The organism is Paenibacillus sp. FSL K6-2859 (assembly GCF_038008265.1).
GTDB classification, from domain to species: Bacteria; Bacillota; Bacilli; order Paenibacillales; family Paenibacillaceae; genus Paenibacillus_AQ; species Paenibacillus_AQ nitricinens.
The window spans coordinates 4,689,830-4,711,443 of the sequence record NZ_JBBOYU010000001.1; the positions used below are offsets into that span (position 1 = coordinate 4,689,830).

A 21,614-nucleotide genomic window follows, 5' to 3' on the forward strand; every position below is an offset into this window, starting at 1 on the left:
CGGGCAGACAGGTACCGCAAAACCACTTCTTGCCTTTTAAAATAAAAGCAGAAAGCTGACTTTGCGGCGCTCGTCTGCCACTGGTCTGTTATTTTATACCCAAATATTCCTTAATCCCACTCACTATTGAAGCCGCAACTTTGTTTTGAAGTGCATCTGTAAAAAGCAATGCCTCATCTTTTTTATTGCTAAGGTATCCCACTTCAAGTAATACTGCAGGCATTTTCGTTTCGCGGATAACATGGAAATTCCCATAACGTACACCGCGATCGCTAAGTCCTGTAGCTTGAACAAGATATTTATGCATCACGTTCGCCAAAGCTTTACTGGCTTCCCGTTGATAATACGTTTCTGTTCCACTAGCCGCAGAGGATCCTGAGCTATTGGCGTGTACAGATATGAATATATCAGCTTTTAGATTATTAGCCATAGCTGCTCTATCCTTGAGCTCCAAGAAAGTATCATTACTACGTGTCAGCACAACGTCAATATTGCTTTCTTTTTTCAGCAATTCAGCTGTCTTAAGTACGATGGCCAAATTAAAATTCTTCTCGTATTTACCTGTAACACCCACTGCTCCCGAATCTTTAGCTCCATGCCCTGCATCTAATACTACTAGCTTTCTGCCGTTATTCCCCGGTTGTGTTGTAGTATCATCAGTACTTTCCGCATTTAGATCGATTACAACCAGCTTAGAATCGTCTCCAGTTACGGTAACGTTGTAATTCTTAGCATAGTTCAAATCGATTACAAAACGTACTGTATAAGGATTCGTGCTATAAAGGGAGTAACGTACTCCTGATACATCGGGATAATCTTTCACTTCCAAGCTACCGTTTAGGTCAGGATCAAGGATCTGTCCTGTGCCAAATAGGTCTGAGAAGGTGGCATTAGGTAAATCAACAACTAACCGATTCGGCCCAGTCATCACTGTCACTTTTGGTACTGAACTACCCTCCATGGCAATGCTCAAACGATTTTCACTAAAGCTCACACCATTTACCATCGTTAAATTCTTAGAAGGATCTACCGGCGGTACAACCTCAGATCCACCATTTTCAGTATTTCCACCTGAACTACCGTTATCATTTGAGGATCCTGGGGTAATAAGATACACACTCTTCTTCACGTTGTCCCACGAGACATTTAATCCAAACTGTTCACTAATGAACCGAATCGGTACAAGTGTCGTATTACTACGAAGGACAGGTGCTGTGGTAAGTGTTACTGTCTTGTCATCAACGGAGGCTATCTTTTGATTCACAACCAGTTTGATGACCTTTCCTTGCTGTTCAATCGTTACCGTCTTGCTCTTCTGATCCCAACCCACGTTATATCCAAGGCTTTCAGAGATCAACCTTAACGGCACCATGATTGTATCATTCACATTTTCAACCGGGACATTTTGCCCTGCGGTCAGCTCCTTGCCGTCCAGATAAATCTTGCTATTTCCGGCAGCAGCATGTCCGTTTTCAGGCAAAACAAATACTAAGAGCAACAAAAACAACATCAAACTGAATTTCTTCATTCTTCACCTCTAAATCTAGTATTCGCCTGTGAATGGCGATCGTGATGGCCTGTCTACGTCAACCTCAGACCTCTATTAGACGCTAATAATCTATAAAGGTTGCGAATATATTCCATAAAAATTGAGAAATCTCACCAACATCAAGCATTAAAGGCCTAGATATTCCTTAATACCGGCTACAATTTCCCTCGCTAATTTGTCTTGAAGCTGCTCATTATACATCCCTGATTCATTTCCTGAATTAGTAAGATACCCCACTTCCAGAAGCACTGCAGGCATACTAGTTTCTCTTGTCACATGCAGACTTTTCGTTCTTACTCCGTTGTCCTTAAATCCAGTACCTGCAATCAGATGTTTGTGCATGATCTGAGCAAGCGGCAGACTCCCACTACGCGAATAGTACGTTTCACTGCCATTTATTTTGTCTCTATTCGGATAACCCAGCTCCAGTGAATTTCCATGCACTGAGATAAATAGATTAGCCTTTGCCGCTTCTGCGATATTTACTCGATCCTGAAGTCCCAGCGTAATATCTTCAGTTCTAGTAAATACAACGTCAACTAAAGCTTCCTGCATAAGTAGTGTTTGTACTTTACGGATAACTGCCAGATTGAAGTCTTTTTCCAGCTTACCCGTGAGACTGACTGCTCCTGATTGCGTCCCTCCATGACCCGCGTCGAGAACTACAACTGGCTTTCCTGTCATTCCACTACCACCTGAGGGGTTCCCTTCACTGCCTGTAACATTCAAATCTAGTGTCACCAGTCCAGTACTTTCATCCGTACTTAATTGATAAGGCTGGCTACCGATCGTTTGAATCACGAACCTAACAGTAGAAGGACTTACACTGAACAACGCATACCGGATCTCAGAAACTAGAGGGTAACCAGTAACATCCAGCTTGCCTTGCGGAGTTCCGTTTGTGGTAATACTCGGTAGGCCGCCTACGAAATCAGGAGCAAAAGCTGCACCGGGAAAATCTACAACGATTCGATCTGGACTACTCATTTTTGTGATGCTAGGTTTAAGAGCTCCAGAAACAGCGATGATTAATCGATTCTCAGTAAAGACTGCCCCATTTACAAGCGGACCTGCTGCATTCACACCAGTGCTTCCTGGTACTGAGGATGATTGTGGTGTCTGAGAGGGTAAAACACTTCCAGCGCTTGTGCCATTATCCATGCCGGGTGTAGTCATTGGAGTTGGAGAAGGTGTACTTGTTGCTGTTGGACTAGTAACGGTTCCCTCAGGTGTAGCCACCGAAGCTTGTCCACCCGTCAAATAGACCGTTTTATCGCTATTATCCCAGCCAACCTTTAGACCGAACTGCTCACTTACGAAACGGATCGGAACGAGAACTGTACCACCGCTTTGCTTGGGTGCTGCGTTTAAATCAAACGTTACTCCATCCGCATCAGCTGTTTTTTTTCCTACAGCCAGCTCAATGCTTTTTCCATCTTGGTGAACCGTTACTTTGCGGGCCTGCTGCTCCCATAATACCTCAAATCCAAGATTCTCCACTACCACTCTGACGGGAATCATAACGCTACCATTGACGTTCTCAAGTTTAATTCCTTTTGGTAAAGCAAGTTCTTGATTGTCCATAATAATTCTGCCTGAGCTGCTACCAGCCGCGGCAGCTTCACGTCCAGTAAAGGATAGTAATAATAATGGCAGCAACAATAGCAGCAACTTTCGATACCCAACTCTTCTCATTTTCCCGCTCCTTCTGCAAGTAATAGATCTAGATAAATACTAAGACGACAGAAATCACCAAATGTTTCCTTTATCACCAATCAATATTTCGATTATAGCAAAAAAACTTCTATTTCCGACACCCGGAAATAGAAGTTTTGCGTATTTTTTGTAAAATTTAAGAATGAAACCACTTATATCCTATTATTAAGAGAATAACTTAGCTGCATGACGCTCTTCATACGCAGCAATTTCATCTGCATGCTGAAGGGTTAATCCGATATCATCCAGACCTTGCAGCAAGAACTGTCGACGGTGCTCATCCAGCTCAAAGCTGATGCTCAGTCCATATTCATCATGGAGTGTGTTGCTCTCCAGATCTACAGTCAACTGGTAGCCATCGTGCTGTGCTGTCCGGTTGAACAGTTCATCCACTTGCTCTTCCGATAGCTTGATTGGCAAAATGCCGTTCTTAAAGCAATTATTGTAGAAGATATCTGCATAGGAAGGTGCAATGACAACTTTAAACCCATAATCCATAATCGCCCAAGGTGCATGCTCCCGTGAAGAACCGCATCCAAAGTTAGCACGTGAAATCAAGACAGAAGCACCTTGATAGCGTGGTTTATTCATTTCAAAAGCTGCGTTATCGTTACCCGCTTCATCAAAACGCCATTCATAGAACAAAAATTGTCCAAATCCCGTCCGTTCAATCCGTTTCAAGAACTGCTTTGGGATAATTGCATCCGTATCTACATTCACCCGATCTACTGGTGCAACAATTCCTGTTAATTTTTTAAAAGCATCCATAGTTTTATCCTCCCGTGTTCTCTCTAGTTCTATGAGCTGACAGCTTCCGTCTTATAGTTCCAATCACGTACATCAGTGAAACGGCCTTTTATCGCAGCTGCAGCAGCCATAGCTGGGGATACCAGATGCGTGCGTCCACCGCGACCTTGCCGTCCTTCAAAGTTACGGTTCGAGGTAGATGCACAGCGTTGCCCAGGTTGCAGTACATCAGGGTTCATTGCAAGGCACATGCTGCATCCCGCTTCGCGCCATTCAAAACCCGCGTCAGTAAAGACTTTATCAAGCCCTTCCTTCTCAGCCTGCATTTTAACACGACCAGATCCAGGAACAACAATGGCAGTAACCTTGTCAGAGACCTTATGGCCTTTTGCTACCACAGCTGCTGCTCTCAAATCCTCGATCCGTCCGTTAGTACAAGATCCGATAAATACATAATCGATTGGAATTTCAGAAATAAGTGTTCCAGGAGTCAAATCCATATATTCAAGTGCTTTTTCAGCAGCTTTGCGTTCATTTTCAGTGGTGAAGTCAGCCGGATTTGGCACGCTAGAGTTGATATCTGTACCCATGCCCGGGCTAGTGCCCCAAGTCACTTGTGGAATCAATGTCTCCACATCGAATTCAACTACCGTATCATACAGAGCACCTTCATCACTAACAAGACTCTTCCATCCTTCAACAGCAGCGTCATAAGCTTCCCCTTGCGGCACATATTGACGTCCACGCAGATAGTTAAAAGTAGTTTCGTCAGGAGCGATCAAGCCTGCTCTTGCTCCGCCTTCGATCGACATGTTGCAGACGGTCATACGTTCTTCCATCGACAGCTCACGAATAGCTTCACCTGTGTACTCAATTACATAACCTGTGGCAAAATCAGTACCATACTTAGCAATAACACCAAGGATCATATCCTTTGCTGTTACACCAGGATTGCGTTTACCTGTGAAACGAACTTCCATAGTCTTAGCTTTGGATTGCTGCAAACATTGGGTAGCCATTACATGTTCAACTTCACTAGTTCCGATACCAAAAGCCAGCGCACCAAATGCTCCATGTGTGGAGGTATGGCTGTCGCCGCAAACGATAGTTTTACCAGGATGCGTCAAGCCGATCTCAGGTCCCATTACGTGTACAACGCCTTGATCGATATCATTCAGGTCGAACAATCTAACACCAAAATCAGCACAGTTTTTAGAAAGTGTATCAATTTGTTGTTTGGAAATTGGATCTTTAATGTTAAAACGATCCTTGGTAGGAACGTTGTGATCCATTGTAGCGAAAGTCAGCTCAGGACGGCGAACCTTCCGATTACTAAGGCGAAGTCCTTCGAAAGCTTGTGGAGAAGTTACTTCATGAACCAAATGCAGATCGATATAAATAATGCTAGGTTTACCTTCCTCTTGATGAATAACATGATTATCCCAAATCTTCTCAAACATTGTCTTGTTGCTCATAATTTCACCTCATTAATAGAATCGTTCATTGGAAGAGAGCGTGGAGTCTCTCTTGAATGATCTAAATATAACATCACCGTCTTTATAATTCCAAGATATGATATCTATAGAACTGATAGGTTTAACCTATAAGATTGAAGACGATTTTTTTGCTGAGACCCTAGTCAGCCCACTCCTTAGACGAATGTCCTTCATACTATATCGGGTCCTGGTTGTTGAAATGCAGTGCATTTGTTATCTCAGAAGGAGTTGGAACAATTGAAGTCAGGAACGAGACTTACCGGGCGAGTTATTTTCAAAGGTGATCAAGGGTATGAAACGGCACGCAAGAATTGGGATCCGCATACTGACAAATTCCCGAAAGTGTTTGTCTTTGCACAAAAAACACAAGATGTTGCGAACGCCATAAAATGGGCTAACGAGAATAAAGTCCCCATCCGTGCAAGAAGCGGCAGACATTCTTTGGAGGTTAATCTTTCACAAATCACCGGAGGTATTGTCATCGATGTGAGTGAAATGAAGGAAATCAAACTAAATAAAAAATCTGGAACTGTTGTTGTAGGTACCGGAAATACAGTGGGGAGAATTGCACACACGCTTGCTGGGCGAGGATATATGGCTCCATTCGGCGATAGCCCTACGGTTGGAATCGGAGGCATCACCCTAGGCGGGGGTATCGGGCCGCTCCAGCGAACCGTGGGCCTTGTTAGTGATAATCTAATCGGACTCGAAATGGTTGATGCCAAAGGGAGAATTATTCATGCCAATAAGAATAGTAACTCTGATCTTCTCTGGGCTTCCCGCGGAGGTGGCGGGGGTAATTTCGGAGTTTACACCAGTTACAAATTCAAAGTACGTCCAGCTCCAGCTTCGGCTACCGTTTTTCGTATCACCTGGCCTTGGAATCAGTTCGAGAAGGTATTCAAAGCTTGGCAACTCTGGGCTCCTTCCGTGAATACCAAATTGGGCAGTGAATTATCCATTGGTCCGAAAAAAGGCGGTAATGTCACTATGACGGGGCTGTTCCTCGGGTCAAAAGCAGAGGCTTCCCGCCTCTTAAAGCCCGTTACGAGCATTGGAACGCCTACGAATCAAATCATCCGCTCTTTGCCCTATACAAAAGTAGTGAGTTTTATGTTAGCGCCCGATCCAGTGCTAACTCAAAGAGTCAGCAACCAGTTCTCCAGCGGTTTCGTAAGAAAACCCTTCCCGGACAAGGCAATTAAGTCCATGCGTGAATTTTTAGAAAAAGTGGAGGGAGAGTTCGCAGGTTTCTTTTTCCTCAACTGGGGTGGAGCTGTGAGCCGTAAGTCACCCAAATCAACAGCCTTTTACTGGCGTAAAGCGAAATTTTATGTAGAGTGGAATAGCTCATGGATCAAGAAATCGGAAGCTGCCAGAAATATATTCCTAGTACGAAATACACGTCGGAAGCTGCAGCCATTTATCGTGGGGAGCTACATCAACGTTCCAGACCAGGGAATTAAAAATTCCGGACCAGTATATTATGGAGCGAACTATCCTAGATTACGGAGAGTCAAAGCTAAATATGACCCGGGAAATATATTTAACAACCCTCAAAGCATCTCTCCAGCCCGCAAAGTATAGTAAGACGTAATAGGGTAGCATCGAAATTAGACCGGCAAACATAAAGGACTCCAGCGGATACTGGTAAACCACACCTTCCTATTTGCCGGTCAGTGCGTTCGTGTACGAACTTACATTCAAACCTATATAAAACTCCAGTTTCATAGGTTATACTTATAAGTAAAAACAATCTCCCAAAGGAGTTTATACATGGAACTGAGACAACTACAATATGTACTGCAGATCGCAGCCGAAAAAAACTTCTCCCGTGCAGCGGACAAGCTGCACATTGCCCAACCATCACTCAGCCAGCAGCTTTCCAAGCTGGAAAAAGAGCTCGGTGTAATGCTGTTCCAGCGAAACACCAGCTCTGTTGAACTGACTTATGCTGGATCTAAATTTGTAGAGCAAGCCCAAATCATCATTGATGGCGTAGAACTGCTGCGACAAGAAATGTCTGATATTTCTGAACTGCGTACCGGGCGCGTCGTTGTAGGCAGTATGCCGATCACTGGTGCACATTTACTACCGCATGTGCTTCCGGTTTTTAAACAAAATTACCCGGAAGTAGAAATCACACTGCTCGAAGACTCCTCCATGAACCTAGAAAAGCTCACTGCGAGTGGTCAGACTGATTTAAGTCTGCTCTCATTGCCGCTCGAAATCCCGGCTCTTGCTTACGAAGAACTGGGTGAGGAAAGGATCGATCTTGCAGTTCCACCCGAACACCCGCTAGCTAAACGTAGCTTAGATGGAACTAAGACCTCTTTGGAAGAACTAAAGGACGAGCCATTTATCGTACTTAAAGAAGGTCAAGGCTTCCGTAAAATGACTATGGATCTTTGCCGAAACGCTGGCTTCGAGCCAAAAATTGTTTTTGAGAGCAATAACATGGAAACAGTTCAGTCTCTGGTCGCCACTGGAATGGGTGTAACTCTTGTGCCTCATTTTATTGCCCGTGCACCGCGGAGTGAATTCGTCCCTGTCTACTTACCGCTCACTGATCCTGCCCCTAGCCGAACACTTGTCGTAGCCTATCGACGTGGACGTTATTTATCTAAAGCCGCTAAGGCTTTTGTTGAAACCTTTAAATCTACGGTATCTGAATTAACCGAAGAATAGACCCGTGGAAGGCTGTTCTGATCATCTGACACCCGAGCCGCACTTTCATTAACTGGCCTATTATTGTTCGGATTCCCAGTATGATATCCCAAAAATTCCCGAGTCACACTATTCTGGATCTCTGCTTTTTCGTTTAGGTCTTGATTCTGCATCTGCTCAGGATTGTTGTCTTTCGTCAATTAAATCCACCTCTTGGCAACAGATTATAAGTATTCCGACCCCTTGCTTAGAGGTTAAACAGAATAATCAAAGCTTTCTAATGGGTGAAATAGTTCCTTTGTTTTTCCTTTGCAAAGCAACCATCTCCATGGTATTCTATTGAAAATAAGTGAAACGTGCAGACGGGACCAGTAAGAATGAGTCAAACCGCGCCTAGAGAGTGAATTCCGACAGGCTGAAAGAATTTACCGCGGTTTTCGTTCCGAATCCTACCCCCGAGCGGCCTGTGCTAAGCAGGACGGATCCTCCCGTTACGAGAATGAAGTCGGATGATCCCTCATCAATGAAGGTGGTACCGCGGAAGTTTACAAGCTTTCGTCCTTTGCTAAGTCTAAGGATGGGGGCTTTTTGTCGTTTTCAGCATCTATAAAAATACTGAGGAAGTGAACAGATATGACGGCACGAATCGTAGTCAAAATAGGCAGCAGCTCACTGACTGGAACGGAAGGCGGATTGAATCGCGAAGCCGTGTCCTTCTTTGCTTCAGAGATTGCCGAATTGAAGAGAAACGGCTGCGAGGTGTTATTAGTAACCTCCGGTGCTGTAGCCGCAGGCTTTCGCAGTATCGGTTATCCTACACGTCCGAAGCTGCTGCATGAGAAGCAAGCAGCAGCAGCTGTAGGCCAAGTACTGCTCATGCAGGCGTATCAGGAAGCTTTTGCCGAGCATGGAATAACCACAGCACAAATCCTGCTAACCCGTACCGACTTTTGTAGTCGCAGAGCGATGAACAACGCTATGATGACGGTAGAAGAGCTGCTTCGTCAAGGAGCGGTGCCCGTATTTAACGAGAATGATACCGTCTCCGTAGATGAGTTGAAATTCGGCGATAACGATACGTTGTCCGCGCTTGTGGCTAACCTGCTAAAAGCGTCTAGATTGCTCGTCTTAACTGACATGGATGGCTTGTATAGTGGAGATCCTCGGAAACATCCCGATGCTGTTCGCTATCAGTTCGTAGATGATATTACGCCGGAGATTTACGCGATTGCTGGTGGTGCTGGATCTAGCGTGGGAACAGGTGGCATGCGTTCAAAAATCGATGCTGCCAAGATCGCTACGCGAGGCGGTGTACCTGTCTTTGTTGGGAGAGCTACCGAACCGGGAGATTTGCAGCTCGCGGCCGCTGGAACTGGTAGAGGTACTTATTTTGCAACCAAGTTATCGTCACTCCCAGTCAAAAAGCAATGGCTTGGCTTCATGTCCACCCCACTGGGCTCTCTGTATATAGACGAAGGAGCTGTTGAAGCGCTGCTCCATGGCGGCCATAGTCTACTGCCTGTCGGCGTCAAGCAGACCGAAGGTAACTTTCATGCAGGTGATGTTGTAGAGGTTCTAGGTCCAGACTCCAAATTACTTGGACGCGGGATTGTGAATTACGATGATGCTCAGCTGCGCAGTATTCAAGGTTTGCCAAGCGGTCAGATTGTACCGAAGCTGGGCGAAGTTCACCGGCTGGAGGTCATTCACCGTGACGAATGGATTACCCTGAGGTAAGAAATCTTGTCCATATAAATTTAAGGAGGAATCGTCATGAGTGAAGTTGTTAATAAAGCAAAATTAGCCAAAGAAACCACCGGAATATTAGCTAGTCTAACAACTGGCCAAAAAAATGAAGCACTCCTAATTATGGCTGATGCACTACGCCGTGAAGCTCCCGCCATTATCGAAGCCAACGTGGAGGATCTGGAACAAGGAAGACTTAACGGGACCCCTGAGTCCATGCTTGACCGTCTCGCGTTAGATGTAAGCCGAATTAACGGCATTGCTGAAGGTCTGCAACAAATCGCAGTATTACCTGATCCTATCGGTGATACACTAGAAAGCATAGAACGCCCTAACGGCCTTAGCATCCAGAAGCTTCGCGTTCCGCTTGGTGTGATCGGCATTATCTATGAAGCACGTCCAAATGTGACTGTAGATGCTGCTGGTCTATGTCTCAAGACAGGCAACGCCGTAGTGCTGCGCGGTGGCTCCTCTGCCCTATCCTCCAACCGTAAGATTGTCGAGGTTCTGCACAGCGCTCTTGCTGAGACCTCAATGCCACCTAATGCCCTTCAGCTGATTGAAGACCCTAATCGTTCTTCGGTAGATGAAATGCTAAAGCTGAACGGACTTTTGGATGTGATCATTCCACGCGGAGGCAGCTCACTTATTCAAAATGTAGTGCTTAACGCAACAGTACCCGTCATTGAAACGGGAGCAGGCATCTGCCATACCTATCTCGATGCAAGTGCCTTGCCAGAAATGGCAAAGAACATAAGCTTGAATGCCAAAGCACAGCGACCTTCAGTATGTAATTCTATGGAGACACTGCTCGTTCATCGGGATTACGCAAACGAGTATCTGCTTTCTTTGGCCGAAGCTTTCCGTGATGTTAATGTTGAATTGCGTGGCTGCCAGGAAACATTATCCTTTGTCCCATGGGCATTACCTGCAACCTTAGAAGACTATGCCACAGAATATAACGATTATATCTTGAATATCAAAATTGTCAGCAATTTGGACGAAGCCATGTTGCATGTTGCTAAGTATGGAACAAAACATTCGGAATGTATCGTAACAGAAGATCAAGGAAATGCTGCACGCTTCTTACAAGAAATTGATGCTGCGGCTGTTTATCACAATGCCTCAACCCGTTTCACAGATGGCTTTGAATTTGGATTCGGTGCAGAGATCGGCATTAGTACACAGAAACTACATGCCCGTGGACCGATGGGTCTGCCTGCCCTTACTTCAACTAAGTATAAGATTTACGGAACAGGTCAAATTCGGGGTTAGTGTCCACGCTTCTGTTTTCAATCTCACAACTTTTAGGAGGATTTTAGCCATGTGTCAGCAACCTTCCATTCCACTTATGAATCATAATATTGTATTTTATGGCGCAGGCTCCATGGCAGAAGCCATCGTTCGCGGGATGATTAGCCGCAGTATCGTGAAATCCGATCATGTTATTATGCTTAATCGCAGCAGTAGTGAACGCCTGGCAGAATTAAGAAGCCGATACGGTGTAATGGGTACAAATGATCCTGAGCAAAAAATAGATTATCTAAAGAATTCACCAGTAATCGTGTTAGCTATGAAACCAAAAGACGCTGCAGAAGCGCTACGAGGAATAGGTCCTCTTCTTTCTCCTGATCAGATCATAGTCTCTGTAATCGCTGGATTGTCTATTCGAACGATGCAAGGACTGCTTGGCAAAGAGCAACCTATCGTCCGTACAATGCCGAATACTTCCAGTTCCATTGGTCTCGGGGCCACTGGCATAGCCTTCTCCAAAGAAGTTGATGAGAAAGGCCGACGCCTTGCACTCAACATCTTTGAAGCTGTTGGACTTACAACCGTCATTGATGAAGAACGCATGGAAACCTTGACAGGTATCTCCGGCAGTGGACCTGCCTATATTTATTACATGATGGAAGCAATGATCGCCGCAGGTATCCGTGGTGGATTGCCGCTTGAACAAAGCACACAGCTAACTGTCCAAACAGTGCTAGGCGCTGCCAGAATGGTACAACAAACGGGTGAGGAGCCAGCTGCACTTCGTAAGAAGGTCACATCCCCGAATGGCTCTACACAAGCAGCAATAGAAGTGCTGGAGCACGGAGAATTCTTTGAAACTGTCATTGCGGCAGTCAACCGATGTGCCGAACGTTCCCGCGAAATGGGCGCGGCGCTTGAAAAAGAGCTGCATTCGTAACCTAAAATTCCTTATCTTTCAAAAAAGATCGCTTCCCAGACCAACTTGGTCAGGAAGCGATCTTTTTTTGAAGTTAAGCTAGGATTTGCCCGATACAACATTTCCATAAGTATCTCGAACAATCACTTTAACATTAGCCGGAGCCCCAACAGTCACGTCAAGGTTGTTCCCAGAATTATCAAATAGCAAATCTCTAGGAGTTTCCCCTAAAATGATGTATAGCGTATTCCCGACATGCTTAGTCTGAAGCAGCTGTTGCTCTTGTGCTTCTTTTAGCTTCCCTTTATTTGTAGAATAACTTCCAAATACATTCAGCTCGTGCCCACCCGTTTGATCCACTTTAATCCCGTAAGGCTCGGCAGCTTGGACAATGATGGTACTAACGCCGTCTGGAACGGTTCCCTGCCAATCAGGTAATGTATAACTTTCCTCCACAGCTGAGACGGTACGGCGAAATTCCTGAGTTAATCCTAAGGAACTAAATCCCGCAAAAATCAGACAACATACAGATATAAACCCTACGAAAAGAATACTTAACACGTCATAATACATTTTTCCTTTTCCACGAAACCATAAAGTGTATATCACTATTTCCAAACCTAACAATATAAAAATGACCGGCCACCAAGCAAGCGTCGTCTCAAACACTTCCGCTCCCTTCCACTGCGAGACCATAATTAAAGCCCCCAGAAATAAAAGGCTCAGTCCCATCGATAATGTCCCTACACGCCAGCGTCTTGATTTATCTTCAGTGACTGGACGCTCGCTTGGAACAATGACTCCCTGCTGTAATTCAGTCGGATTATTCAAGAATGACCACCTGTCCCTTTTCTCCCTTTATTGTTCTTACTTCCCGCCATCAGCTTCAAACCACCGCCAATTAATAGCACAGATACGATAATGGTTCTGAAATATTCATTGACTATATACTCCAAATGCCATTCAGGAAATCTGATATCAAGCGCAGGAACTGCGACATTCACTACAATGTAATACAATCCTAGACACAATAATGCAGCTCCAAGCCACCCTTGATGATTTAAGAATCCTTCGATAACTGGCTTATCCTGCAAGGGCTCCCGACCATGTCGGCTGACAAGCTGTAAGCCATCGAACAAACTGTAGAACCAAATGACTGGGATCAGGAAGAAGAGCAATGTTAATCGCAGTAGATCCATGACATAAATACTTCCCAGGAATAGCAGCATGAGCTGTAAACCTCTTTTTTGCAGCCCTAGATACATTTGTCCAGCACCTGGAAAAGCAGAAAGCAGCGTTGCCAAAACTTTGCTGCGGCGCCCCTCCTCACGACCCGCCTCCATCTCTTCGAATAAAGTCCGATCTACCATCTCTCCTCCAGCTTGCTTGCGATGGATTAACTGAACCGCATCAAACATGCAATACAACCAGATGACGGGTAAGACGCCAAACAAGAGAAGGAAAGCGTCACTTGACGTAATCCCAGCCAAGAATAACATCACGGTCATGAAACCGAAGAAAGAAATGAGGAAGGATAGCCCTCGCTGCATCAGTCCCATATGAAAATGACCCAAGCCTGGAATGAACGATAATAAGATTACATGGACACGCTCATTATCCTCTGTTTTAACGGGCACCGAAGAAAAAACAATGCTCGATCCATCAGGAGCTATGCTCGGAGCAGGCATCTGTAGCATTTTAACTACCAAATGCACCATCGAAATCATCCAAATGAGAAAGAACCCTATCACACCTACTATTAGAAACTCCTCAGCACCTTCAGCCACGGCTATTAAGAAGGACATAAATAAGATGCCAAAGCTTAACAGAAGATAAACAATGCCTTGAGGTCGTTTTCCCATATAATAATGACCTGCTCCAGGAATTAAATTAAGAAAAAGCGCCTTTATTCTACTACGCTGCTGTTGCATATTTCATTTCTCCTCTCATCACTTTCTGCTGCCCATTAGCTGATCCAACCATCCGCTAGTTGCCTGTATGACTTGCTCGCTAAATGACGGTGAACTATCTTTTTTAGGGATCATAAGCTCCATTTGACCTGTGTGCAGCTTATCAAACATGCCAGAAGACATGATCAACAGCGTAAGTGACGCGGCAACAGCATAATGAAAGATTGTTTTTTCATACCAGCGATACCGCCGGCCCCCTTCTTCAACTGCCACCTGTTCGAAAGCTGCTGAAGATTCCGCCATTTTAGCCCAATCTCCCATCACTCTCTCTGTAAAAGCAGACGAATTCTCCAATAAAGGCAGTTCCTCTTGTAGCTCATCCAACATTTCCATATATGAAGTAAGACTTTCTTCATCTTCCAGCAGTAGCTGTTCCCAATCTTCTCTCACCGCCTCTTCCATATGACCTTCAATATAAGCTTTTGCTTGTTCCCGTTGGATTGGATCGTCTCCATGCTTCATCATAGCCATTCGTCCTCCTTCCAATGATTTCGAATCCATTGTCTTGCCCTATATAATCTGGACTCTACCGTCTTCAGGCTAATTCCCTGCTCTGCAGCAATCTGATCATATTTTTTATGTTCCAGATAATAAGCCACCATAATTTCACGATGAGTTTCAGGCAGGCTATTGATTTCACCGAGCAGCCGATCCATCCGATCACGGCGTATAACACCTGACAACACATCCTCCTCGTTGGAAGCGGTCTGGCTCAGTACAAGCTCATAGTCAACGGGTAGTTCTCTGAGTCGATCTCGTTTACGCTTAGCATCTATTGCCTTATTTAAGGCGATCCGTGTAATCCATGACTTCAAGCCTTGATAACGGTAGTCAGGGAGAGATTTGTACATCTGTAAAAAAGCTTCCTGAGCAGCATCTTCAGCCATCCTGACATCGCGTAATACAGAATAAGTAACTTTGTATATTTGCTGACTGTATGTATTCACAAATTGGCGGAAGGCCTCTTCGTCTCCTTGGCAAATTCGCTTGATCAATAACTCATCTTCAATGACTCTCCCCTCCTTCCCACAGCAATAGACGCTCTCAATTATAACTACCCCTGCACTTTTTTTATAAAATATTAAAAAGAACCGTACTGACTTTAGCGATGGGCTAAAGCAATACGGTTCTCTCCAAAATGATCTATCTTCCGCCATTGCGGAACTTTTGTGTATAGTCCTTAACATCCTGAGCGTTCTTGACCCGGTTACGGGCCCATTCCAGCAATATTCGATCAATATAACGGAAATGAACCTTTCCAGCAAATACAGATTCCTTCAGTGCTAACAGAATCAGCTCCTCGGGATACCGGTCTTGATCCACCCAACTAGATATCGTCTCACACTCCATCGGAGATAACGGACGACCGAATTCCTTTTCGAAAATACTGAACAGATTTCGGCTTTCCTCTTCAGCTCCAAGTTGAGAAGGAGATGAGGGAGGCGTTCCGAATCCGCCCCCTGAAGCAGCCCGCGGTGCCGACGTTGCATAGCCACCTGCGTGCTTATCTTGCTCATGTTCTTGAACAACTGTCGCTAGATAAGCACCAAGCTTTCCGTATAACCCTGAGAAATTGTAGCGTTCATAATGGATGTCTCTTAGCTCATCGTTGTCTCCATCGATGCTAATAAAACCTTCCTTCATAAGCTTCTGCAATTCTCCTGCTAGAACAGAAATGCTACGGCCTGTTACAACCTGAAGCTCCTCAAGAGAAGGGAAATCAATCCCTTCCACCTGCCTGAAAGAAAGCAGATGTATCAGCAGCATCGCTTCACTTCCGCTTAAATTGAGCTTCCGGTAATACTTCAGTAATGCGTAAGGTATGACGGCCATTCCGTTCTCCAGACCGAAGGAGACGCCTTCGCCCCAGGTAGTCCATCCTTTGCCGTCCATGAACGTCCCCCTTTAAATATAAATTATGGGTAGAGACGGTACAGTGTACGCGGGAATGGAATAGTCTCACGTACATGGTCAAGACCACAGATCCATGCTACAGTACGCTCAAGTCCAAGTCCAAAACCAGAGTGAGGTACTGATCCGTAAGTACGCAGATCCATGTACCATTTGTAAGAGTCCATTGACAAGTTATGCTCTTTATAACGCTCTTCAAGCAGTGCAGGATCATCGATCCGCTGAGAACCACCAATAATCTCACCGTAGCCTTCTGGAGCGATCATATCCGCACACAGCACGACTTCCGGACGATTTGGATCTGGCTTCATGTAGAACGCTTTGAAAGAAGCAGGGTAATGAGTGATAAATACAGGTTTATCGTATGCTTCTGCGATTGCTGTTTCGTGTGGTGCACCGAAATCATCGCCCCAAGCGATATCTTCAAAGCCTTTATCGTTCAAGAACTTAATTGCATCGTCGTAAGTAATACGTGGGAATGGGGCTTTAATATTCTCCAGTTTGGAAATATCGCGACCTACCGTTTCCAACTCTGCACGGCAATTCTTCAATACGGATTGCACTACGAAGCTAATGAACTCTTCCTGAACTTTCAAGCTTTCTTCGTGATCTGTAAAAGCCATTTCTGGCTCGATCATCCAGAACTCGATTAAGTGGCGGCGAGTCTTTGATTTCTCCGCACGGAAAGTGGGTCCAAAGGAATAGACACGGCCCAGGGCCATTGCCGCAGCTTCCATATACAACTGTCCGCTTTGTGTTAGATAGGCATCCTCATCGAAGTACTTCGTGTGGAACAAGTTAGTAGTTCCTTCTGCTGACGTTGGCGTCAGAATCGGAGGATCCACCTTTGTAAATCCACTCTCGTTGAAGAACTGTTGAATTGCACGAATAATTTCCGCGCGAATTACCAGAACAGCCCGTTGCTTCGAGGCACGTAGCCAGAGGTGACGGTGATCCATCAAGAAATCTACGCCATGCTCTTTCGGAGTAATTGGATAATTCTCTGTAAGATGCAGGACTTCAATTCCAGTTACAGTCATTTCAAAACCTGATTGACTGCGAGGTTCCTCGCGAATAATTCCGGTCACATACAAAGAACTTTCTTGTGTAAGGCTCTTAGCTGCATCCCATACCTCTTCAGGTACTTCAGATTTCACTACAACTCCCTGAATATAACCTGTACCATCACGAAGCTGCAGGAACTGAATTTTACCACTGGAGCGCTTGTTGTTTACCCAACAACCGATAACAACACTCTCTCCAACATGTTCATTCACGTTCTTAATTACACTCTTGTTAGCCATGCCTTCAATCTCTCCTCTAATTTAGCCGTTAATTCCTTGCACAATACGGTGTGTATCACGTGCAATGACAAGTTCTTCGTTTGTCGGAACTACTAGCACTTGTACCTTAGAATCTACCGTAGAGATACGACGTGGATCGCCGGAACGAACTTTGTTAGCTTCAGCATCCAACTCAATACCCAAGAAAGTAAGGTTATTTAGCAGTTTCTCACGAAGCAATGAAGCATTTTCACCAACACCGGCAGTAAATATGATCGCATCTACACCGTTCATCGCAGCCGTATATGAACCGATATACTTGCGCAAGCGGTACTCATACATTTCAAAAGCTAGCGTGGAATTAGGCTCACCTTTTTCCATACCATCAATAATATCACGCATGTCACTGCTTACGCCCGAAATGGCTAAGAGACCACTATGTTTATTCAACATGGAGTTCACTTCACCTACGGACAATTCTTCCTTGTTCATCACGTAAGGGACAATTGCTGGGTCAAGATCACCACTACGAGTACCCATCATCAAACCTTCCAGAGGGGTCATACCCATGGAAGTATCCACGGACACTCCACCTTGAACTGCAGTTACACTACCGCCGTTACCAATATGACAAGTAATGATCTTCAGATCTTCCAGCGGACGCTCCAAGTACTCCGCAGCAGCCTTGCTTACGAAGTCGTGTGATGTACCGTGTGCGCCATAACGACGAACTTTATATTTATTGTACAGTACTCTAGGAATAGCGTACATATAAGCTTTTTCAGGCATAGTTTGGTGGAATGCAGTATCGAATACAACAACCTGCGGTACACCCGGCATATTTACTTCAGAAGCCGTAATCCCCATCATTGCTGCCGGGTTATGCAGTGGTGCAAGGTCAAACAATTGACGAATTTTCGTTTTTGCGTCAGCATCCACAAGAGCGGAGGCCTTGAAGAACTCACCACCATGCACTACACGGTGACCTACAGCATCAATTTCTTTAATGGATTCAATAACACCATGCTCTTTGTCTGTAAGACAGGCAATGACTTTACGGATTGCAGTATTATGTTCCAGAATTTCGCTTACTTCTGTCACTTCCGCTTTGCCAGTCGGTTTATGATTCAGAATGGAGGAATCCATTCCAATACGTTCAACCAGACCTTTAGCCAAAACCGATTCATCAGTCATGTTATACAGCTGATATTTCAATGAAGAACTACCTGAGTTAATAACTAGAATATTCATACACGGTCACCATCCTTGTCGTACTTGAAGAAGCCTTCTCCTGATTTCATACCCAGTTGTCCTGCACGTACCATCTTTTTAAGAATAGTAGAAGGACGGTATTTCAGTTCTCCGTATTCACGGAACATATTTTCGAGTGCAGCAAGTACCGAATCCAGGCCGAATCTGTCAGCCATTTCAAGCGGTCCATATTGGAATTGATAACCAATACGCATAGCATCGTCAATATCCTGTGCAGAGGCAACGCCTTCTTGCAGCACATGCATAGCTTCATTGATGAACAAGCAAATGAGGCGTGATGTTACAAATCCTGGGGATTCATAAATCATTACACCTTTTTTCTCAACAATCTCATCAACAAAGGCTTTTGTATCTTCAAAAGTAGCATCTGAGGTTTTCAGACCGCGTACAATTTCAACAAGATCTACTTTAGCTACAGGATATATGAAATGCATACCGATAACGCGTTCCGGATACATTGTAGAACTTGCAAGTTCAGTCAAGCTAAGTGTTGACGTATTGCTGGCAAGAATAATGTGGTTTGGACATACTTGATCCAGTTGATTCAAAATCTTTTTCTTTTCTTCCAAATCCTCAACGATTGTTTCGATAACCATGTCACAAGAGCTAAGCTCCGCGAAATGTGTCACTTTTTGAATGCGGCTAAGAATCAACTTCTTCTCAGCTTGAGTGATCGCCCATTTCTCCAGTTGCTTATCTAGACTTGTCTCGATCATTTCGTAAGAGTAGTCCAGTTTCTCTGCGGTTTTCTCCACCAGCAATACATCCAGGCCTTTGGCTGCTAACATTTCAGCAATACCTTGTCCCATTGTGCCACCGCCGATGACACCTATTTTTTTGAAATTCATAAAAAAGTCTCCATCCTTTCAGGTATCTATACTTTTGTATTGTACCTTGTCTGTCGCAAAAATTTATAAAGCCCGACATATAATGATATCTTAGCATGCCTGAAAAGTAAAAAAAAATAACCAGCATAAATATTTATGCTGGTAAAAGGACGCTGTCACGAAATTGACATCGAAATTGCTCTCCAGAGAGTACTTCTTCCTTCATTAAAATGTCAAGAGAGTAATCAAATACATTTCGTTGCTTTTCAAGGTGCTCATGAGTACGAACCATCAGTTCATCCAATATCTTACTATTTTCCTTCATAAGCTCTTCAATGGTAACCATTTCCATCTTAGCGATACCGAGTGAAGTTAACCCTGACTTCATCATCGTTTCCACAATATTTAGGGCCTGATCGAAATCGCCCCGTGAACCTGTGCTTCGACCGCCATAATACATCTCTTCAGCCGCAGCTCCACCAAGTGCTATCATAATCTGATCTTCCAAATAATCTTTGGTGTACAAATACTGCTCTTGCTGAGGATTGTGTCGCACATATCCAAGGGCTTGTCCACGCGGAGTCAATGTAACCTGACTGACGCTTCCGGGACGCAGGAGCTCTGCCATAATGGCATGTCCCAATTCATGAATGGCGACCCGCTTTTTCTCTTCGTGATTGGTTTCTCGATCCGTTTTTTCACCCATCATTACCTTGTCAATCGCCATCGACAGATGCCGCTGCTCAACTTTCGTCAATTCCTCTCGCATCATATAAATCGCAGCCTCATTCATGACACTTTCAAGCTGAGCGCCGGAAAAGCCATAGGCTTCTTCTGCGATTTTGTCGAGACTCACTTCTTCATGAAGAGGTTTATTCTTAGCATGCAATTCTAGAATCGATTTGCGGCCCTTCTTGTCAGGCATATCCACTTGTATATGACGATCAAACCGTCCTGGACGTAGCAATGCCGAATCCAGCATCTCTTTACGGTTTGTTGCAGCTACCAGTAAAATACGCGGTGTTTCGTTATTATAAATACCATCCATCTCGGTCAGCAGTTGATTTAAGGTCTGATCATATTCACGCTGCTGCCCACCTTCACGCTTACCGCCAATTACGTCAATTTCGTCTATGAAAATAATAGCGCTTTGTTTGTTCTCTTTAGCAGCACGGGTACGTGCATCCTTAAACAAGTCACGAATACGGCCAGCACCGACACCTACATACATTTCCACAAATTCACTGCCTGATGCAGCTACGAATACTGAGTTTGTATAATGGGCTGCCGCTCTAGCCATAAGGGTCTTACCTGTTCCTGGAGGGCCTGTAAGCAGAATCCCTTTCAAAGGACGAATCCCAAATTTACTGATTTCCTCATGCCGGATCAAGAAATCGAGTGCTTCACGGAGCTCCTGCTTTGCATTGTCTTGCCCACCAATTTCTTCAAAAGTGAGTTTTGAAGGTCCTTCCTTCTTGCGTTTCTTTCCAGCACCGGCGTTCACCGTAAGCCCGCCACGTAAATGAGCAATGATAAGTAGTGCAGTAAGCATCCCAGCTGCTATAACTATAGGGAATATATTAATACCTAAAAAAGCCATGAAAATAAACAGTACAGGAATAAATCCGATTAAAATTTCTTTAAGGTATTTAGGCATTATTCCATACCCCCAAGGTCGCAGGTTTGCGTGGTAAAATTATAAATTTGCTTTCTTTCCCGTTGCTCAAGCTTACATACACGTTTGTGTCGTCGATTTCAGTTGTTGCTATCACATCTTTATAGTCGGTATTCTGCTCTTTCAATCTATCAAGTTCAGCAGGTATAAGAGTATATTTACGGCTCTCCATCGCTTCAGCTACAGAGAACAACGCTTTATCCCAGTAATTATCCAATAATTCACTGGAGTTTTGCTCCACATCCAGTTTAAGTTTACGTCCCTCAATCACTGATTTTCCTTCTTTGGAAACATACGATACCAGATCACGTAAATTCGTGCCCGGCTGTAATTCAAGTTTCAAAGTGACCTCATCACGGTTAATACTAATATGTGAAGTATTCACTCCTTCATAGCCTGATACTATCTTTTGGAGTGGTTCCTGTAAAGCAAACTGACGATATAAAAAGAATCCTCCGAATAATAGCGTAGCGGACAGTAGAGACGTTATCAGTACAGGTACAAGACGTAATTTCAAGAAACGTCCTCCTCTCAAAGATGACAAAACGATAAACAGGATGATCCAAAATCACAGCCGTTAAT

19 protein-coding genes are annotated in these 21,614 nt (G+C 44.5%); 5 read left to right on the plus strand and 14 right to left on the minus strand.

What is annotated here, in order from left to right; all coding sequences use genetic code 11:
• Positions 1 to 88 precede the first annotated feature (88 nt).
• From MHB64_RS20970 to leuC, 4 genes are all read right to left on the minus strand, one after another.
• Entirely contained in the window at positions 89 to 1,528 is a 1,440-nt protein-coding gene (locus MHB64_RS20970) for an N-acetylmuramoyl-L-alanine amidase family protein (RefSeq protein ID WP_094872588.1), read from the minus strand.
• 147 nt (positions 1,529 to 1,675) lie between these two features.
• Positions 1,676 to 3,244, minus strand: a complete 1,569-nt coding sequence (locus tag MHB64_RS20975; RefSeq protein WP_280786569.1) for an N-acetylmuramoyl-L-alanine amidase family protein — start codon at positions 3,242 to 3,244, stop codon at positions 1,676 to 1,678.
• A 186-nt stretch (positions 3,245 to 3,430) separates the two neighbouring features.
• Positions 3,431 to 4,033, minus strand: coding sequence for a 3-isopropylmalate dehydratase small subunit (gene leuD, locus MHB64_RS20980; protein WP_094872585.1), 603 nt, complete (start codon positions 4,031 to 4,033; stop codon positions 3,431 to 3,433).
• A 29-nt stretch (positions 4,034 to 4,062) separates the two neighbouring features.
• Positions 4,063 to 5,487: a 3-isopropylmalate dehydratase large subunit gene (gene leuC / locus MHB64_RS20985; protein ID WP_341135310.1), complete on the minus strand. Its 1,425-nt coding sequence runs from the start codon at positions 5,485 to 5,487 to the stop codon at positions 4,063 to 4,065.
• 258 nt (positions 5,488 to 5,745) lie between these two features.
• Between leuC and MHB64_RS20990 the strand changes: the two genes are divergently transcribed.
• The 5 genes from MHB64_RS20990 (at position 5,746) to proC (ending at position 12,115) form a co-directional block, all read left to right on the plus strand.
• Positions 5,746 to 7,095: an FAD-binding oxidoreductase gene (locus MHB64_RS20990; RefSeq protein ID WP_341135311.1), complete on the plus strand. Its 1,350-nt coding sequence runs from the start codon at positions 5,746 to 5,748 to the stop codon at positions 7,093 to 7,095.
• Positions 7,096 to 7,284: 189 nt separating this feature from the next.
• On the plus strand, positions 7,285 to 8,196 hold the full coding sequence (locus MHB64_RS20995) for a LysR family transcriptional regulator (protein WP_076284590.1): 912 nt from the start codon (positions 7,285 to 7,287) through the stop codon (positions 8,194 to 8,196).
• Positions 8,197 to 8,808: 612 nt separating this feature from the next.
• On the plus strand, positions 8,809 to 9,912 hold the full coding sequence (gene proB, locus MHB64_RS21000; protein ID WP_094872581.1) for a glutamate 5-kinase: 1,104 nt from the start codon (positions 8,809 to 8,811) through the stop codon (positions 9,910 to 9,912).
• 36 nt (positions 9,913 to 9,948) lie between these two features.
• A complete protein-coding gene (locus tag MHB64_RS21005) occupies positions 9,949 to 11,196 on the plus strand; it encodes a glutamate-5-semialdehyde dehydrogenase (protein WP_341135312.1) in 1,248 nt (415 codons plus the stop codon).
• A gap of 49 nt (positions 11,197 to 11,245) precedes the next feature.
• Positions 11,246 to 12,115: a pyrroline-5-carboxylate reductase gene (gene proC / locus MHB64_RS21010; RefSeq protein WP_094872578.1), complete on the plus strand. Its 870-nt coding sequence runs from the start codon at positions 11,246 to 11,248 to the stop codon at positions 12,113 to 12,115.
• Positions 12,116 to 12,193: 78 nt separating this feature from the next.
• Here proC and MHB64_RS21015 read toward each other — a convergent pair whose 3' ends face one another.
• The 10 genes from MHB64_RS21015 to MHB64_RS21060 all read right to left on the minus strand — a co-directional run bounded on the left by MHB64_RS21015 (position 12,194) and on the right by MHB64_RS21060 (position 21,549).
• Entirely contained in the window at positions 12,194 to 12,925 is a 732-nt protein-coding gene (locus MHB64_RS21015) for a hypothetical protein (RefSeq protein ID WP_341135313.1), read from the minus strand.
• Positions 12,922 to 14,025, minus strand: a complete 1,104-nt coding sequence (locus tag MHB64_RS21020; RefSeq protein WP_341135314.1) for a hypothetical protein — start codon at positions 14,023 to 14,025, stop codon at positions 12,922 to 12,924. Before MHB64_RS21020 ends, MHB64_RS21015 begins: the two co-directional genes overlap by 4 nt.
• 18 nt (positions 14,026 to 14,043) lie before the next feature.
• Positions 14,044 to 14,529 carry a hypothetical protein gene (locus MHB64_RS21025; protein WP_341135315.1) on the minus strand — a complete coding sequence of 162 codons (486 nt, stop codon included), beginning with the start codon at positions 14,527 to 14,529 and terminating at the stop codon, positions 14,044 to 14,046.
• Positions 14,526 to 15,059, minus strand: a complete 534-nt coding sequence (locus MHB64_RS21030) for an RNA polymerase sigma factor (protein ID WP_094872572.1) — start codon at positions 15,057 to 15,059, stop codon at positions 14,526 to 14,528. The genes MHB64_RS21025 and MHB64_RS21030 overlap by 4 nt, the downstream gene beginning before the upstream one ends.
• A gap of 148 nt (positions 15,060 to 15,207) precedes the next feature.
• On the minus strand, positions 15,208 to 15,957 hold the full coding sequence (locus MHB64_RS21035) for a DnaD domain-containing protein (RefSeq protein ID WP_341135316.1): 750 nt from the start codon (positions 15,955 to 15,957) through the stop codon (positions 15,208 to 15,210).
• A gap of 23 nt (positions 15,958 to 15,980) precedes the next feature.
• Positions 15,981 to 17,279, minus strand: coding sequence for an asparagine--tRNA ligase (gene asnS / locus MHB64_RS21040; RefSeq protein ID WP_341135317.1), 1,299 nt, complete (start codon positions 17,277 to 17,279; stop codon positions 15,981 to 15,983).
• A 21-nt stretch (positions 17,280 to 17,300) separates the two neighbouring features.
• Positions 17,301 to 18,509: an acetate/propionate family kinase gene (locus MHB64_RS21045; protein ID WP_094872567.1), complete on the minus strand. Its 1,209-nt coding sequence runs from the start codon at positions 18,507 to 18,509 to the stop codon at positions 17,301 to 17,303.
• The gene (locus MHB64_RS21050) at positions 18,506 to 19,378 is read right to left on the minus strand and encodes a 3-hydroxyacyl-CoA dehydrogenase family protein (RefSeq protein ID WP_094872565.1); all 873 of its coding nucleotides are present in this window, start codon (positions 19,376 to 19,378) and stop codon (positions 18,506 to 18,508) included. Before MHB64_RS21050 ends, MHB64_RS21045 begins: the two co-directional genes overlap by 4 nt.
• Positions 19,379 to 19,511: 133 nt before the next feature.
• A complete protein-coding gene (locus tag MHB64_RS21055) occupies positions 19,512 to 21,014 on the minus strand; it encodes an AAA family ATPase (RefSeq protein WP_341135318.1) in 1,503 nt (500 codons plus the stop codon).
• Entirely contained in the window at positions 21,007 to 21,549 is a 543-nt protein-coding gene (locus tag MHB64_RS21060) for a hypothetical protein (RefSeq protein ID WP_094872562.1), read from the minus strand. Before MHB64_RS21060 ends, MHB64_RS21055 begins: the two co-directional genes overlap by 8 nt.
• Between the last annotated feature and the right edge of the window lie 65 nt (positions 21,550 to 21,614).